A 16,054-nucleotide genomic window follows, 5' to 3' on the forward strand; every position below is an offset into this window, starting at 1 on the left:
GTTCGAATATGTTGCGTAGACGGTTATGTTGCGGCGACGTGATCGTAGCTTGGCTGATCAGCTAAAGTTCACCCAGCGCCGCAACCTAATTTTCTGGCTAAAGGGCGTTCAGGAAAGCCATCAAATTCTTGTCCTCTCGCCAAGGGCGATGTGTTGGTACGCCGCCAATATCGCAGAGTGCCAAGGCCTTTGCTTTCAGCTTGAGATCGATCTCGGCGTATATATTGGTCGTGTTGATCGAGACGTGGCCAAGCCAGGCGCGGACGGTGTTTATATCGACGCCAGCGTGAACCAGATGACAAGCGGTCGTGTGCCTGATCACATGGGGAGTAACCTTTCGTTCCGGCAACCCGGTTACTTGGGCTGCGCACCGCTCCACCAGCCAGTAGACGCCAAAGCGCGTGAATGGTTGTCGGAGCCTACTTAGGAAGACGATGTCATCCGCAGCTCGTCCGGTAGCTACTGCAGCCAATGCGCGCTTGGTTTCCGGCCATAGGGGGCACTGGCGGACCTTGCCGCCCTTTCCACGAAGGGTGACGAGCGCATGGTCATGAACCGATCGATCGATCTGAAGATCACGGACCTTCATTTGTATTGCCTCGGAAACACGGGCTCCGGTGTTGTAGAGGAAGAGTAGCAGGGCATGCTCCGTCTGGCCCTGACGAGTCTTTCGGTCGGGAACTCTGAGCAATGCATCCATTTCCGCTTGGGTGAGCCACCCTACCGGTTGCGCCGTTGCTTTCTTCGACACAATCGCCCGGATATGACCACACCATTCAACATGCGCTGGATCTCGACTGGCGACGAAGCGGGCAAAGGACCGGACAGCGGCTAGGCGCTGATTGCGTGTCTGCGGTGAGCAACCACGATAATCTTCGAGGTGGGCGAGGAATTCCAGCACGTGCTTGGATGTCAGATCGGTTACCGCCAAGCGATCAACCGGCTTACGCAACTTCCGGCTGACAAAGGGTAGCAACAGCCGGAACGTATCTCGATAGCTCGCCTGGGTGTTTCGAGCGAGGTTGCGCTCGGTGACGATGTACTCGCAGAGAAAGCGGCGAAGCCAAGGTCCTAACGATGTAAGATCACGCATTGCCGCCTCCCATCGCATAGCCTGCGAAGAGGGATGATGCCTGCTGCAGCAACTCTGGTGTCATTGGTAGATAGACCTTCGTGCCCTCCAGGTCGGTATGGCCGAGATAAGTGGAGAGCACGGGCAACAGCCGCTGGACATCTTCTCCTCGACGATACCAGTCGGTAAGCCGATGCACGGCGAAGGTGTGGCGCAGATCATGGAGGCGTGGTTTGCGCATCGCAGTGCTTCTGCCATCAATGCCGACCGAAAGGCGCAATTGATCAAACGCCGCCTGGACGGTGCTGGGGGCAAGAGGAGCTCCCGCCCTGGTTGTCAGGAAGAACGCGCTTCTCCTCTGTTCGATGGAGAACGTCGTCCGGATCGACGTGTACTTCTTCAGGATGCGGCGTAAATCTGGACCGATCGGGACGAGCCGGCTCTTGTAGGATTTGGCGTCCCGTATAGTCAAAATGCCCTGCGCCAAATCTACATCTGACGTCGCCAGCCGTGATGCCTCGCCAAGGCGCAAACCCGCTCCGTAGAGCAGGAAGAGCAATGTGCGGAATGTCACGGCATCCAGGTGTCCCCTCCTACGCTTGGTCAACTTCATGGTTCTGGGATCGAAAAGCCGCTTCAGTTCTTCGCGAGAATAGATGTGCGGCAGAGCGGACTTAGGCGGTCGCGGTTCGTCATCGGGCAATGGCGAGCTGCTGGCATGGCCGCGGCTGATTGCATAGCGGTAGAAGCCGTTGAGCGTGCAGTACTTGTTCTGGCGGTGGCGCGTCAGTAGGCCCCTGCCTGCCAGAAATGCGAGAACCTGAACTCGGCTGACGGCATCACAAGGAGCGTTCCCGTCAACGCTTTTGAGGAAAAGACGCAGCAGCCGGCCCCCGGTTATGAATTTTGCACCATGCGCCCGCCGCCATGTAATGTATCGTTCGACCACGTCGCGGAGCATCATGCGAGTTCCCCCAAGTTGAAGTTGCCGACCTCGCGAAGGGAATTGAGGTCAATCTTGGCGTAGATGGCAGTGCTGGTTGCATTGCGATGACCCAGAAAATCTCCGATCACCTTCATAGCGAGGCCCTGATCCAAAAGATGTTGTGCAGCGGCGTGCCGCAACGCATGTGTCCCCCGGTGACCCGAGGAAATGCCAACGCAGCTGAGGCGATGTTTAACGATGGAACCGAGCGAACCTCGCCGGATCGGCCGAACTGGCGCAACCAGGGTGAAAAATAGAGATCTTCCAAATCCCGAGGGCCGTACGTCTCGAATGTATCGAATAACGGCTTGGCCCACGCTCTGTGAAAGCGGATAGAACTGCGTACGGCCTGTTTTTGGGCGATGGACCCGCAGCAGTTCGTTGTCCCAGTCAAAATCGTCGAGTTGGAGTTGAGCGACCTCGCCGGCTCGTAGACCATAAGCGATGAGCAGCATCAGTATTGCACGGTCCCGCTTGTCAGATCGGCCATTGCCTTCTGTCGTGGCCAGCAAACGGATCACGTCTTGCCGCTTTAGACCCCTGGGGATTGTCTCGTTGGGCGTAAATCGGTGTGGCAGGATGCCAGCCCACAGCGCTCGCGGACACAGATCGTTGTCTCCGCCAAAGCGAAAGAAGACACGCAAACTTCGCGCCACGGCATGGATCGTCATGCGGCTGCAGGTGGCGCATACCTCCGGGGAAGCGAAGTAGTTATCGATATCGGTGCTACTCAACTCACGGAAGAGAACACCGGTTGTGGCAAGCCACCTGAGAAAATTATCGGCTAATCTGCGGTGACGTTCGATTGTCGACCCTGCCAGCCCTCGGACCGAACCTAGCCAAACAGCATAGTCGTCTACGGCATACCCGTAGGGATGGCGAATTTTACGATGTTCATCAAACCAGCCGAGAAATGCTAGCCATTGGGTTGCGCAGAAAATGAATCGCTGTCGCGACTTTGGCGATGCAGCTCGCTTCCATCTGCGGCCGCCTGGTTGCGACCATGCCGCCGCCGCTGCCTTGATCCGCTCTAAGCTGACCTTATCACCGGGAACAAGGTCCAAAAGCCGAACAACATTCAGCAGATCATTGACTCGTATGAGAAGTGTGCGCCGGCTCGTACCCATTTGTTTGAGATGCCGGAGATAGCTAACCCGCTCTTCTGCGAAGGGCGCCGAACGGTGCTTTGACGCAGTTCGCTCAAGCAGGAAGAGTTCATCGAACATTTGTACGTCTCCTTGATGTTGGAGACGCAACCATGCAGGCAGGGCGCACCGATGAAAATTATGTTGCCTATATGCGACCCGAAAAGGCGATTGAACTGATCTATAGGCTTGGCCGCAACATAACCGTCTATGCAACATATTCGAACATGCTCGAGATCCTGCCGCCGCTGTTCATGCGCGCCGATCTGTTCGCGCTGCGCGAGTTCATGACGGACAGCGTGACCAGCATCTTCTTCGCGCTTGTCATCGACGGTCGCCTTCGCTGGTTTCACGGCTATTGCGACCTCTCCGACCGCGCGTCGCCCGACCGGATGAAGGCCGCGATCATCGAGCGCGAGTCGCGGCCGGTCCGCGCCATGACGCGCGAAGAACGGCTCGAGCACATCTGGTCGAGCACGCATGACGACTATCGCGGCTATGCCGGCGAACGCTGGCCCGCCGCCATGCGCGGCCGCCGCACCATGCTCGTCTATGCCGGCCGGCACGGCACCGTGCTGAAGCTGCTCGACGAGCTCAGCGACGCCGAGATCGCGGCGAAGCTGCCGGTTCAGCTCCGGCATCTGCCCGGGACGATCGCGGCTTAGCCCCGCGCCGCCACCCTCGACCTGCGAACAGCCCGGCCGCGCGCCGGGCTCCGCATTTCCGCAGCCGGCCGCTCGCGCCGGCCCCTCCCGTCAATCCCGCAACGCCGCCCCGTCCGCCGCGCTCCGCGTCGGCGGCGCGGTCGCGCGCGCCCAGCAAAAGGACTTTCCCAATGGCGCAGGACGACCCCTTCACCCTCGACCTCTTCGGAAACACGGCGCTGTCGTCGGGCCTCGGCCTCGGCGTCACCGCCTTCGCCGCCGACATCACCGGCGATGACGATCCCGACGACGATCCGCCGCCGCTGTCCCCTGCGGCGCCGGCGGCCGCACCGGCGCGGCCCGCTCGATCCGGTTCACGCAATCGGGGCGCCAATTTTCATCTCGCCGGCGACCGCGGCCTCGCGAGGGGCTGGAAGCAGCGCGCCCGCGACAGCATCGTGGCGGTGCGCCTCGCCGCAGAGATCGAGGCCGCTGAACGGCCCGCCACCCGCGATGAGCAGGAGCGGCTGATCCGCTTCACCGGCTTCGGCGCCTCCGAGCTCGCCAATGGCGTCTTCCGCCACCCGGGCGAGACCGCCTTCGCGAAAGGCTGGGACGAGATCGGCGCCGAGCTGCAGGATGCCGTCGACGATGCCGACTACGCCTCGCTGGCGCGCTGCACGCAGTATGCCCATTTCACGCCGGAGTTCATCGTCCGCGCCATCTGGGCGGGCGTGCAGCGGTTCGGCTGGCGTGGCGGCCGCGTGCTCGAGCCTGGCATCGGCACCGGCCTGTTTCCCGCGCTCATGCCGGAGGAGCTGCGTGACCTCAGCCATGTCACCGGCGTTGAGCTCGATCCCGTCACCGCGCGTATCGCCCGACTTCTGCAGCCGCGCGCGCGGATCGTCACCGGCGACTTCGCGCGCACGGAGCTGCCGGCGCGGTTCGATCTTGTCGTCGGCAACCCGCCGTTCTCCGATCGCACCGTGCGCTCGGATCGCGCGCTGCGCTCCCTCGGCCTGCGCCTCCACGACTATTTCATCGTCAAGGCTATCCGGCTGCTGAAGCCGGGCGCGCTCGCGGCCTTCGTCACCTCGCACGGCACGATGGACAAGGCCGATAGCGGCGCGCGCGAGGAGATCGCGAAGCACGCCGATCTCATCGGCGCGATCCGCCTGCCCGAGGGCAGCTTCCGCGCCGACGCCGGCACCGACGTCGTGGTCGACGTGCTGTTCTTCCGCCGGCGCAAGCATGGCGAAGCGGAGGGCGACCTCTCCTGGCTCGATCTCGATGAGGTGCGCGCCGCGACCGCGGACGAGGGCGCCATCCGCGTCAATCGCTGGTTCGCCCGCCATACCGACATGGTGCTCGGCGCACACGCGCTGACCTCCGGTCCGTTCGGCGAGACCTACACTTGCCTACCCAATGCCGGCGCGGATCTCGAATCCGCGCTCGCCGCTGCGATCACTTCTCTTCCGGATGACCACTATGACGGCGAGCCGGAGCCGGTCGACTTCGATGCGGAGGACGAGGCGCCCTCAGCGCAGGCGGCCGGCGGCGGAAGCCATACGGCGCGGGAGGGGAGCTACCTCCTCGATACCCGCCACGGCCTGATGCAGGTCCTCGACGGCAGTCCCGTCGCCGTCACCATCCGCAAGGGCCGCAGCGCCGACGGGATTCCGGAAAAGCACGTCCGGATCATCCAGAAGCTGATCCCGATCCGCGAGGCCGTGCGCGAGGTCCTGAAATGCCAGGAGCTCGACCGGCCGTGGAAGGACGCGCAGGTCAGGCTGCGGATCGCCTGGTCGAATTTCGTGCGCAGCTTCGGTCCGATCAACACGACCGTCGTCTCCACGATCGAGGACCCGGAAGCCGGCGAGGTGCGGGAGACGCATCGCCGTCCGAATCTACAGCCCTTCCTCGACGATCCCGATTGCTGGCTCGTGGCCTCGATCGAGGATTACGACCTCGAATCCGACACAGCGCGTCCCGGCCCGATCTTCACCGAGCGCGTGATCGCGCCGCCGGCGCCGCCCGTCATCACCAGCGCGGTCGACGCGCTGGCCGTCGTGCTCAACGAGCGCGGCCATGTCGATCCCGACCACATCGCGGAGCTGCTGCATCGCGATGTCGAGGACGTGATCGCCGAGCTCGGCAGCGCCATCTTCCGCGATCCGTCGGACGGCTCCTGGCAGAGCGCCGACGCCTATCTCTCCGGCGCGGTCCGCTCAAAGCTCGTCGCGGCCGAGGCCGCGGTAGCTCTCGATCCAGCCTACGAGCGCAATGTCGCGGCGCTGCGCGATGTGCAGCCCGCCGATCTCAGGCCCTCGGACATCACGGCGCGGCTCGGCGCGCCGTGGATTCCGGCCGACGACATCATCGCCTTCGTCAAGGAGACGATGGGCGCGGACATCAAGATCCACCACATGCCGGAACTGGCCTCGTGGACGGTCGAGGCCCGCCAGCTCGGCTGGATCGCCGCCGGCACGTCGGAATGGGGCACCGAGCGGCGGCACGCCGGCCAGCTTCTCTCCGACGCGCTCAATTCGTCCGTGCCGCAGATCTTCGACACGATCAAAGACGGCGACAGCGAGCGCCGCGTCCTCAACGTCGTCGACACCGAGGCGGCGAAAGAGAAGCTGCAGAAGATCAAGACCGCGTTCCAGACCTGGATCTGGACCGACCCCGATCGCACCGATCGGCTGGCGCGGGTCTATAACGACCGCTTCAACAACATCGTGCCGCGCGCCTTCGACGGCTCGCATCTGAAGCTGCCGGGCGCATCCGGCGCCTTCGTGCTCTACGATCACCAGAAGCGCGGCATCTGGCGCATCATCGCCGCGGGCGCGACCTACCTCGCCCACGCCGTCGGCGCCGGCAAAACCATGACGATGGCGGCCGCCATCATGGAGCAGCGCCGGCTTGGCCTGATCGCCAAGGCGATGCTTGTGGTGCCCGGTCATTGCCTGGCGCAGGCCGCGCGCGAATTTCTGGCGCTCTATCCGAACGCCCGCATCCTCGTCGCCGACGAGACCAACTTCAGCAAGGACAAGCGGCAGCGCTTCTTATCGCGGGCGGCGACCGCGACCTGGGACGCGATCATCATCACGCACTCGGCCTTCCGCTTCATCGGCGTGCCGTCGGCTTTCGAGCAGCAGATGATCCAGGACGAGCTGGAGCTCTACGAGACGCTGTTGACCAAGGTCGAAAGCGACGATCGCGTCTCGCGCAAGCGCCTCGAACGGCTGAAGGAGGGTCTGAAAGAGCGCCTGGAGTCGCTCGCCACGCGCAAGGATGATCTCCTCACCATCTCGGAGATCGGCGTCGACCAGATCATCGTCGACGAGGCGCAGGAATTCCGCAAGCTGTCCTTCGCCACGAATATGTCGACGCTGAAGGGCGTCGATCCCAACGGCTCGCAGCGTGCCTGGGACCTCTATGTGAAGTCCCGATTCATCGAAACGAAGAATCCCGGCCGCGCGCTCGTGCTGGCGTCTGGCACGCCGATCACCAACACGCTCGGCGAGATGTATTCGGTGCAGCGCTATCTCGGCTACGCCGCCCTCCGCGAGCGGGGCTTGCACGAGTTCGACGCCTGGGCCTCAACCTTCGGCGACGTCTCGACCGAGCTCGAGCTTCAGCCCTCCGGCAGATACAAGCCGGTCACGCGCTTCGCGACCTTCGTCAATGTCCCCGAGCTGATCGCCATGTTCCGGTCCTTCGCCGACGTGGTCATGGCGGAGGACCTGCGCCGATACGTGAAGATTCCGGCGATCTCGACCGGCAAGCGCCAGATCATGACGGCGAAGCCGACGGCCGCCTTCAAGCGTTACCAGGTCCAGCTCGATGCGCGCATCAAGGCGATCGAGATGCGCGACCGTCCGCCGGAGCCAGGCGACGACATCCTGCTCTCCGTCATCACCGACGGCCGCCATGCCGCGATCGACCTTCGCCTTGTCGATCCGGACAATGACGACGAGGCGGACAACAAGCTGAACCTGATGATCGGCAATGCGCTGCGCATCTGGCGGGAAACGGCCGACAACGCCTATGTGCGTGCCGACGGCAAGCCCTATGAGCTGCCCGGCGCCGCGCAGATGATCTTCTCCGATCTCGGGACCATTTCCGTGGAGAAGAGCCGCGGCTTCTCGGCCTATCGCTGGATCAGGGACGAGCTGATCCGCATGGGCGTGCCGGCGTCCGAGATCGCCTTCATGCAGGACTACAAGAAGTCGGAGGCGAAGCAGCGCCTGTTCGGCGACGTGCGCGCCGGCAAGGTTCGCTTCCTGATCGGCTCCTCCGATACGATGGGCACCGGCGTCAACGCGCAGCTCCGCCTGAAGGCGCTGCATCACCTCGACGTGCCCTGGCTCCCCTCGCAGATCGCCCAGCGCGAGGGGCGGATCGAGCGCCAGGGCAATCAGCACGACGTCATCGACGTCTTCGCCTATGCGACCGAAGGCTCACTCGACGCCACGATGTGGCAGAACAATGAGCGCAAGGCACGCTTCATCGCGGCCGCGCTTTCGGGCGACACCTCGATCCGCCGTCTGGAGGACCTCGGCGAAGGCCAGGCCAACCAGTTCGCGATGGCGAAGGCGATCGCATCGGGCGACCAGCGTCTGATGCTCAAAGCCGGGCTCGAAGCCGACATCGCGCGGCTCGAACGGCTCCGCGCCGCGCATATCGACGATCAGCATGCGGTGCGCCGCCAGCTCCGCGACGCCGAGCGCGACATCGAATTCTGCACCCGTCGCATCGCCGAGATCGGCGAGGATATTGAGCGCCTCACACCGACGAGCGGCGAGGCCTTCGCGGCGACGATCGCCGGCAAGCGCCATGTCGAGCGCAAGGACGCCGGCCGCGCGCTGATGAAGGAAATCCTGACCCTCGTCCAGCTTCAGCAGGAGGGCGAGAGCATCATCGCGTCGATCGGCGGCTTCGACCTCGAATATTCCGGCGAGCGCTTCGGCCGCGACGGCTATCGCTATAGCACCATGCTGCTCCGCACCGGATCGGAATACGAGATCGAGCTGCCCGTCACGGTCACGCCGCTCGGCGCGATCTCGCGTCTCGAGCACGCGCTCGACGATTTCGAAGGCGAGCGCGAGCGCTACCGCCAGCGCCTCGCCGATGCCCGCCGCCGGCTCGCCTCTTACCAGTCGCGCGACAACGGCAATTTCGCCTTCGCCGGTGAGCTGGCGGAAAAGCGCCGGCAATTGGCGGAGGTGGAAGAAGCCTTGGCAAGTGATGTCGAGGGTGGCGGCGAGCAGGCCGCCGCGGCGTGAGGAAAAGGATGATGAGAAAGGCCCGCTCGCAGATCGGCCAGGCCGGCAACGCTTGAGCTCAACCGCCGCCTGCGCGAGCCCGGCCCGTCGTCCTTCGCAGGGCTGTTAGCCCCGCTCGTCCGGCCGTGCAGGGCTGCTCGGCCGCAGTTGTGCCGGCCCGACCGCTCCGCGGGCCGGGGGGTGTCTTCGGAAAGAAGACGAGGAAGGGCCGCGAGGCGCGGTCCGCCAACCCCGAAAAGGAGCATCCCATGTATCTCTTGAAAGTCGATCCGCGCGCGCTCGTCGAGAATCCCGACCATTCGCGCCAGACCAAGTCGACGCCGCAGGCCGACGCGCTGTTGCTGGCGTCGATCAAGGCCGTCGGCATCGTGCAGCCGCCCGTCGTGTCGCAGCAGGCCGATGGCGGCAACGGCTTCCTCATCAACGCCGGCCGGCGCCGCGTGCGCCTCGCCATCGCCGCGGGCCTCGAGGAAATCGACGTGCTCGTCGACGATGCCGCGAACGACAACGGCGCCATGCGCTCTTTTGTCGAGAACATCGCGCGCGAGCCGCTGAACCCGGTCGATCAGTGGCGCGCCATCGAACGCCTTGTCGCGCTCGGCTGGACGGAAGAGGCGATCGGCGTCGCCCTTACGCTGCCGGTGCGACAGGTCAGGAAGCTCCGCCTGCTCGCAAATGTGCTGCCAGCGATGCTCGATCATATGGCCAAGGGCGACATGCCCGACGAGCGCCAGCTCCGCACGATCGCGTCGGCCTCGCCCGACGAGCAGAAGGAGGTCTGGAAGAAGCACAAGCCGTCCAAGGCCGATCCGCAGGTGTCGTGGTGGAGCGTCGCGCAGGCGCTGACCAAGGCCCGCATGTACGCACGTCATGCGAGCTTCGGCGACGACCTGGCGCAGGCCTACGGCATCCAGTGGGTCGAGGACTTGTTCGCGCCGGCCGACGAGGACAGCCGCTACACCACGGACGTCGAGGCCTTCCTCGGCGCCCAGCAGGAGTGGATGGCGGCGAACCTGCCCAAGAAGGGCATCATCGCCGAAGCGACGAACTATGGCGAGGTCAAGCTGCCGCCGAAGGCGGAGCGGGTCTATGGCAAGCCGTCGAAGAGCGATTGCACGGCCATGTATCTCGACCGTGACGGCCGGGTGCAGACGGTGCATTACCGCATGCCCGCGGCAAAGAAGCCGAAGGGCAAGGGCGCGTCCGCCGCCAATGATGCGGCAGATGAGACCGGCGCGATCTCCAAGCCGCGTCCCGACGTGACGCGCAAGGGCGTCGAGATGGTCGGCGACTTCCGCACCGACGCGCTGCACGAGGCGCTCGCCCGTGCGCCGATCGAGGATGACGCGCTGATGGCGCTGCTGATCCTCGCCTTTGCCGGTCAGAACGTCTCCGTCGCGTCCGCCGCCAGCGGGGCCTATTACGGCAATCGCCGGATCGCTCGCCATGCGGTGAACCTGTTCGATCAGGACGGCCAGCTCGTCCTCGACATGGATACGCTCCGCGTCGCGGCACGGTCGATCCTCGCCGAGGTGCTGTCGTGCCGGGAGAACCGTACTGACAGCGGCATCGTCGCGCGCGTCGCCGGCGATGTCGTCGGCGCCGACAACTTCCTGCCGAACATGGGCAGTGACGACTTCCTGTCGTGCCTGTCGCGCGGCGCTCTGGAGGGCTCGTGCAAGGATACGCCGGTCCTGCCGCGCCAGAAGGTGAAGGACACGCGGGCTGCCTTGGTCGAGCACTTCAAGGACGGCCGCTTCGTCCATCCGGCCGCGTTGTTCGCGCCGGACAAGACCGCGCTCCTGAGCTGGATCGCATCGAACGCCGTCGCCGAAGACGACGAGTCCGACGAGCCGATCGACGACAGCGAGGATGGCGGCGAAGCCGCTGACGACGAGGCCTTCCGCGAAGCCGCGGAATAGCGCCGGCCTTCTCCTCTCCCGAACGACCGCCGCCGCCGGCCCATGCCGGCGGCGGCTTTATTTCCACCATCCGCAAAGGAGGACATCATGTCCGCACAGTTGATCTATGACCTCGCGCTGCTTGGCTCGATCATTCGCTTCTCCGACGGTGCGCCGCGCCCGCCGGAACGCCATCGCAGGAAGCTCTCCGCCTGGGAGAACAGCAACAGCGGCGGTCGCCTCATCCGCAAGCAGGCCGAGCGCCGCGTCGGCAATACCGTCATTGGCGCAAGCATCACCTTGCATGCCGGCGACTATGGCAGCGCCGGCGTCGTGGTGCTCCGCGTCCACCGGACGTTTTCGGTCGACAGCAGCCTGACGTTCGTCGTGACCGAACGACCGAAGGTCGGTTCGGTCCAGGTGCTCGACCGGCCGGGCGACGACGGCGAGCTGGTCTATCTCGCCAGCCATCGCGCCGACGCGCAGGAATGGCTGACGCGGCATGGTTATCCGAACGCCGTCCTGCGCGAGATCTCGGCCGACGAGGTCGCCGCCGCCGTCGTGGAGGGGAGGACGGCCGCATGAGCACGACCGCACCCTCCACCACGATGATCGCGGATTCTGCGGCCGCATTTCCGCCGATCGCGTTCGGTCGCACGGCAGACGGCATTCTGGTCGCCCGTGTCGCCGACACGGCCTTCGCGATGCTGCCGGCGCGCGACGGCCGGCACTATCTCACCACCGGCTGGCGCATCGGCCGGCCGATGGCCGAATGGAAGCGCTCCGACTTCTACGGTCATGCCGGCGAGCTCGCCGACGAGGCGGCCTTCCGCGCCAAGGTCGCGGAAAACGCGGAGCATCAGCGCGAGAAGCGCGCGCTCGGCCGCCGCGAGATCGGCTCCACGGCGAACACGCCGTGGGGCGCCTCGCAGGGCGCGACCGTCTATGCCGAGGGCCTGGTCTGTCATTCGACGGCCGGCCACGGCGGTTTCCACCTCTCGGCCGAGCGTAATCGCAAGGTCCATTCTATGCTGCGGTCGCGCGGCGGCTGGTACGAGGAAGATGCAGGCTGGGCGATCGTCGCGCTCACCTTCCCGCATCTCTTCACCAGTTTTGAGCGGCGCTGCGCCGAGCGCACGATCAAGGATAGCTGGCCGGACGCCTGGGAAGCGATCTTCGGCACGATCCTCCAGCCCGGTGAGTCCCTTGAAAAAGATCGCCGCGCCTTCGAGCGGCGGCACGTCGACGACTGGATCGTCGTGTCGGCGATCACATCGGATCAGCAGCCGGGCTCCGTCGAAGTCGTCGCCACGCCCGGCGGACGCCGCGGCGCAGGCACCGAGGAACGGCGCTTCCTCGTGCCGTCCGGCGAGTACCAGGTCGGACGCTTCGGCTTCGTCGTCGATGAGGCGCGTCATCGGGACTATTCCGGCCCGTCCAGCTTCATCGGCTGGCAGGGGAGGGCGCGATGACACCTTCCCCGCAACGCATCGCGCAGCTTTCGCGCATGGAGGAGGCGCGCCGCCAGACGCAGCGCCAGCTCGACATGATCGACCGGCAGATCATCCGTCGCATGACGGCGCTGATTCCACAGCTAGGTCGCAAGCGTGTCGGATATCGCCGCGGCAAGCCCGCCGATCCGAGCGCGTTCCTCGAGCGCTACCGCTCGAACCTCGCGGCCATCACGGCCGAGCGCCAGCCGGAGATCGACGCCCTGTCGCGTAAGCTCGCCCGGCAGGATGCGGCGATCGAGGCATTGCGCGAACGCTGCGGCGCCGGGCCATGCGGGTTAAGGCCGGCACAGCCGGCAGACGCCGCCGCTGTCGAGGATGGCAGGCGCGCTTGTCGACCGGGAGAGCAGCGCGGCGGTCTGATCTAGCCGCATCGAGCGTCGCCGCCAGGCGCATGCGGACGGCGGAGCGTGGCGTGAGCGTGGTGATCGGTGTGCCCAGGTCCGTCCTTTCCGGCATCGCCAACCCGGCCCGCACCCTGTCGGCCCTCCCCTCGGGTTTGCTGCGGTCTGCGCCCCCGGCGGTCCGCTTCAAGACCAAGCCGCAAGCGGCCGGAGCCCGCCGATCTCGGCAAGGCCCGGCCGCGGCCTGCGCAGGGCTTTAGCCCCGCTTGTCCGCAACCGGACCTCGCTCGCCTGGCGGCCCCCGGGTCTTGAAGCGGCCCTCGTGCCGGCGGCGCCGGGCGACCGCACCCGAAGGGGGTCCGGCAGGGGCCGGATCGACCCCGACGGTGCAACCAGGAAAGGACACTCCCATGACCAAGACCGCTCGCGCACCCCGCACCAGCGCCCGCGTTGTCCAGCTTCGCCGCGGCACCACGGTCGAAATGATCCGGCTCGTCTGCCCCGACGCCGCGCAAGCCACCCGCATCGCCGAGAGCTTCGGTCTCACCATCCTCGACAGCGACGGCATCCGCGATCTGCATCAGCGGCTCATCACCGAGACTGCGGACGCGCTCGGCGAGGGCCTCAGCGAACGCGCCATGCAGATCCACCTGCAGCGCATCGTCGGCTCCTATGTCGGCTCCGCCCACGGCGCCGGGCAGTTCTACAGCCGGGCCGTGACCGACGCCCGCGAGGCGACGGCGCGATTGGCCAACGACGCCCGCGACGAGGACCTCGACGGACCCGTCGGCTTCGACTCCGCGGCCCAGCGCAAGCGCGAGTTCGCCGCCGAAGTCGGGGTGCAGGCGCACGCCCTGCGCATGGCGGCCGAAGGCGCGATCGCCGCTTACGAGCACGTCGTCGGCGAGAGCTGGAAGCCGTTCGAGCGTCAGCCCGAGCATCCCGGCGAGACCGTCAGCCGCAAGGCGGCCGAGGTCCAGATGGCGGCCTTCGAGTGATGCCGCCGGCGGGGCTTCGGCCCCGCCTTTCTTCCTCTCCGACCAATTCCGGCCGGTCCTTCGGGACCGGCCTTTTTCATGTCGCGCAGCGCGGACGCGAAAAGAAGGCAGGAGAAGGAGAGATGCGGGCGGCGATCGCCGCCCGTCTCGGCTTTCGGTCCATGCTCCGGCCTGCGCGGCAGCGCAACGGCGTGGCCGTCCTCCACTGACGTTCCGGTCCGGCGCGTCGCCAGTCATCTCGCTCATGAACCTCAACCGGATGCGCGGCCGTGCGGGCCTCCGCGGCGGACCGCCGTGACGGGCCGCGATCGGCGCGGCCTCCAACGGAGGTTCGGATCATGACTGGTAAGCAAACAAAGTCCCGCGTCGACATCTATGCGCGGATCACAGATCGCATCGTCGCCGACCTGGAACGCGGTGTTCGCCCGTGGATACAGCCGTGGAGCGCTGCGAATGGTGCCGGACGCATCACGCGGCCCCTGCGCCACAACGGCCTGCCCTATCAGGGCATCAATGTCGTGCTGCTCTGGTCGGAGGCCGTGGCGCGGGGCTTCGCCTCGCCGATCTGGATGACGTTCAAGCAGGCCCTTGAGCTCGGCGGCAATGTCCGCAAGGGTGAGACCGGCACGACCGTCGTCTATGCCAATCGGCTCACGAGAACGGAGACCGACGAGCATGGCGACGAGGTGGAGCGCGCGATTCCGTTCCTGCGCGCCTATTCGGTCTTCTGCGTCGACCAGATCGACGGCTTGCCGGAGCACTTATACGCCCGGCCGGCGGCGCCCGCAGCGGCGGCGCAGCGCATCGCCCATGCCGACGCATTCTTTGCCAACACCGGCGCCGTCATCCGGCACGGCGGCGACAAGGCGTTCTTCGCGCCGTTGCTCGATCTCATTCAGATGCCGCCCTTCGAGTCGTTCCGCGACCCGGAGAGCTATTACGCCACGCTGGCGCATGAGACCGTGCATTGGGCTGGCGCGGAGCATCGGCTCAACCGCGATCTCTCGCGCTATCACAGCGATCGCAGCGAACGCGCCCGCGAGGAGCTGATCGCCGATCTGGGCGCTTGTTTCGTCAGCGCCGATCTAGGAATCGTCCCCGAGCTCGAGCCGCGCGCCGACCATGCGAGCTACCTCGCATCCTGGCTCGCGGTCCTCGCCAACGACAAGCGCTTCATCTTCTCGGCCGCCGCGCACGCGCAGCGGGCCTGCGCCTATCTGCATGGTCTGCAGCCGCAGGCGGAGACTGTGCCGGAGGCGGCCTGATGCTCTCCGCTCCGGCCTTTGACTGGGGCTGGCATTCGTCATTCAATTGCATTACATTTCCTTGGAAAGGAGGCGATCATGGCCACAAATGCGCTTGTCCAGACCCGAATCGACGCTGACGTACGGGACCGCGCGTCCGCCGTGCTCGAGGGCATAGGGCTCACGGTGTCGGACGCCGTGCGCATCCTGCTCACCCGAACCGCCAATGAAGGCGCGCTTCCGCTGGAACTCGTCACCAACAGCGAGGCGCATGACGCCTGGTTCCGGACGAAGGTGCAGGAGGCGCTGCAGGATACGCGCCCCGACGTGCCTGACGAGCAGGCCGAGACGCATTTCGCCGCTCGCCGCGCGGACGCCCGGCGCAAGGCCGCCGGCGGATCGTGAAACTCGTCTGGTCGGCGTTCGCGCTCGCCGATCGCGACGGCATCTTCACCCATATCGAAGCGGACAATCCGCGCGCGGCGATCGCCGTCGACGAGCGGATCGCCACCGCAGCGCGCCGCTTGGTCGACTTTCCGGAGAGCGGCCGTCCCGGCCGCGTCGCCGGTACGCGCGAGCTCGTCATCACCGGCACGCCCTATGTGGCAGCCTACGCCGTGACCGCTGAGACGATCCGAATTCTGCGCGTCCTGCACGGCGCCCAAAGATGGCCGGATGAGCTGCCGCAAGGCTGAGCCGGCATCATCACCCCTTTTTCTGGGGTGGCAGTTGGAGGCTGCGAGGCAGATCGTAGGGCAACCGCGGCGGCATCACGCTTCTGGATGAACGAACACCGGCAATTTTCTCAGCCCCGCCCGCAAAGGCAAAGCCCTTCTCGCGTCCCGATCGCCTCACCTCAGACGCGATTCGCTCAACCGCTCTTGACTCTCGCACCAACAACACAGAACAAATAGAGAACATG

Annotated in this window: 12 protein-coding genes and 1 pseudogene; 10 read left to right on the forward strand and 3 right to left on the reverse strand. The window is 65.7% G+C overall.

Going from position 1 to position 16,054, the window contains the following annotated elements:
* Positions 1 to 97: 97 nt before the first annotated feature.
* Genes AB4136_RS29530 through AB4136_RS29540 form a run of 3 tightly spaced genes read right to left on the reverse strand, consistent with a single transcriptional unit; the run spans position 98 to position 3,283 of the window.
* The gene (locus tag AB4136_RS29530; RefSeq protein WP_137902234.1) at positions 98 to 1,093 is read right to left on the reverse strand and encodes a tyrosine-type recombinase/integrase; all 996 of its coding nucleotides are present in this window, start codon (positions 1,091 to 1,093) and stop codon (positions 98 to 100) included.
* The gene (locus AB4136_RS29535; protein ID WP_137902233.1) at positions 1,086 to 2,036 is read right to left on the reverse strand and encodes a tyrosine-type recombinase/integrase; all 951 of its coding nucleotides are present in this window, start codon (positions 2,034 to 2,036) and stop codon (positions 1,086 to 1,088) included. The genes AB4136_RS29530 and AB4136_RS29535 overlap by 8 nt, the downstream gene beginning before the upstream one ends.
* Complete coding sequence (locus AB4136_RS29540; RefSeq protein WP_137902232.1) at positions 2,033 to 3,283, reverse strand: tyrosine-type recombinase/integrase; 1,251 nt, start codon at positions 3,281 to 3,283, stop codon at positions 2,033 to 2,035. The genes AB4136_RS29535 and AB4136_RS29540 overlap by 4 nt, the downstream gene beginning before the upstream one ends.
* A 137-nt stretch (positions 3,284 to 3,420) precedes the next feature.
* On the opposite strand from AB4136_RS29540, the pseudogene AB4136_RS29545 reads away from it, so the two are divergent.
* The 10 genes and pseudogenes from AB4136_RS29545 to AB4136_RS29590 all read left to right on the forward strand — a co-directional run.
* Positions 3,421 to 3,867, forward strand: a pseudogene (locus AB4136_RS29545) (DUF1419 domain-containing protein); the annotation flags it as partial.
* A gap of 170 nt (positions 3,868 to 4,037) precedes the next feature.
* Positions 4,038 to 9,134: a DEAD/DEAH box helicase family protein gene (locus tag AB4136_RS29550; protein ID WP_137902068.1), complete on the forward strand. Its 5,097-nt coding sequence runs from the start codon at positions 4,038 to 4,040 to the stop codon at positions 9,132 to 9,134.
* Between the two features lie 248 nt (positions 9,135 to 9,382).
* On the forward strand, positions 9,383 to 11,056 hold the full coding sequence (locus AB4136_RS29555; protein ID WP_137902069.1) for a ParB/RepB/Spo0J family partition protein: 1,674 nt from the start codon (positions 9,383 to 9,385) through the stop codon (positions 11,054 to 11,056).
* An 87-nt stretch (positions 11,057 to 11,143) separates the two neighbouring features.
* On the forward strand, positions 11,144 to 11,620 hold the full coding sequence (locus AB4136_RS29560) for a hypothetical protein (protein ID WP_137902070.1): 477 nt from the start codon (positions 11,144 to 11,146) through the stop codon (positions 11,618 to 11,620).
* On the forward strand, positions 11,617 to 12,507 hold the full coding sequence (locus AB4136_RS29565; protein ID WP_137902071.1) for a DUF7007 domain-containing protein: 891 nt from the start codon (positions 11,617 to 11,619) through the stop codon (positions 12,505 to 12,507). The genes AB4136_RS29560 and AB4136_RS29565 overlap by 4 nt, the downstream gene beginning before the upstream one ends.
* Positions 12,504 to 12,914: a hypothetical protein gene (locus AB4136_RS29570; RefSeq protein WP_137902072.1), complete on the forward strand. Its 411-nt coding sequence runs from the start codon at positions 12,504 to 12,506 to the stop codon at positions 12,912 to 12,914. The genes AB4136_RS29565 and AB4136_RS29570 overlap by 4 nt, the downstream gene beginning before the upstream one ends.
* Before the next feature lie 386 nt (positions 12,915 to 13,300).
* A complete protein-coding gene (locus AB4136_RS29575) occupies positions 13,301 to 13,888 on the forward strand; it encodes a hypothetical protein (RefSeq protein ID WP_137902073.1) in 588 nt (195 codons plus the stop codon).
* A gap of 338 nt (positions 13,889 to 14,226) precedes the next feature.
* Positions 14,227 to 15,153 (forward strand): ArdC family protein, encoded by a 927-nt coding sequence (locus tag AB4136_RS29580; protein WP_137902100.1) that lies wholly within the window; start codon positions 14,227 to 14,229, stop codon positions 15,151 to 15,153.
* Between the two features lie 78 nt (positions 15,154 to 15,231).
* Positions 15,232 to 15,537, forward strand: a complete 306-nt coding sequence (locus AB4136_RS29585) for a type II toxin-antitoxin system RelB/DinJ family antitoxin (RefSeq protein ID WP_137902074.1) — start codon at positions 15,232 to 15,234, stop codon at positions 15,535 to 15,537.
* The gene (locus AB4136_RS29590) at positions 15,534 to 15,827 is read left to right on the forward strand and encodes a type II toxin-antitoxin system RelE/ParE family toxin (protein WP_006023691.1); all 294 of its coding nucleotides are present in this window, start codon (positions 15,534 to 15,536) and stop codon (positions 15,825 to 15,827) included. The genes AB4136_RS29585 and AB4136_RS29590 overlap by 4 nt, the downstream gene beginning before the upstream one ends.
* Positions 15,828 to 16,054: the final 227 nt, after the last annotated feature.

The sequence above is a fragment of the Mesorhizobium sp. 2RAF21 genome (assembly GCF_052115345.1).
GTDB classification, from domain to species: domain Bacteria; phylum Pseudomonadota; class Alphaproteobacteria; order Rhizobiales; family Rhizobiaceae; genus Mesorhizobium; species Mesorhizobium terrae.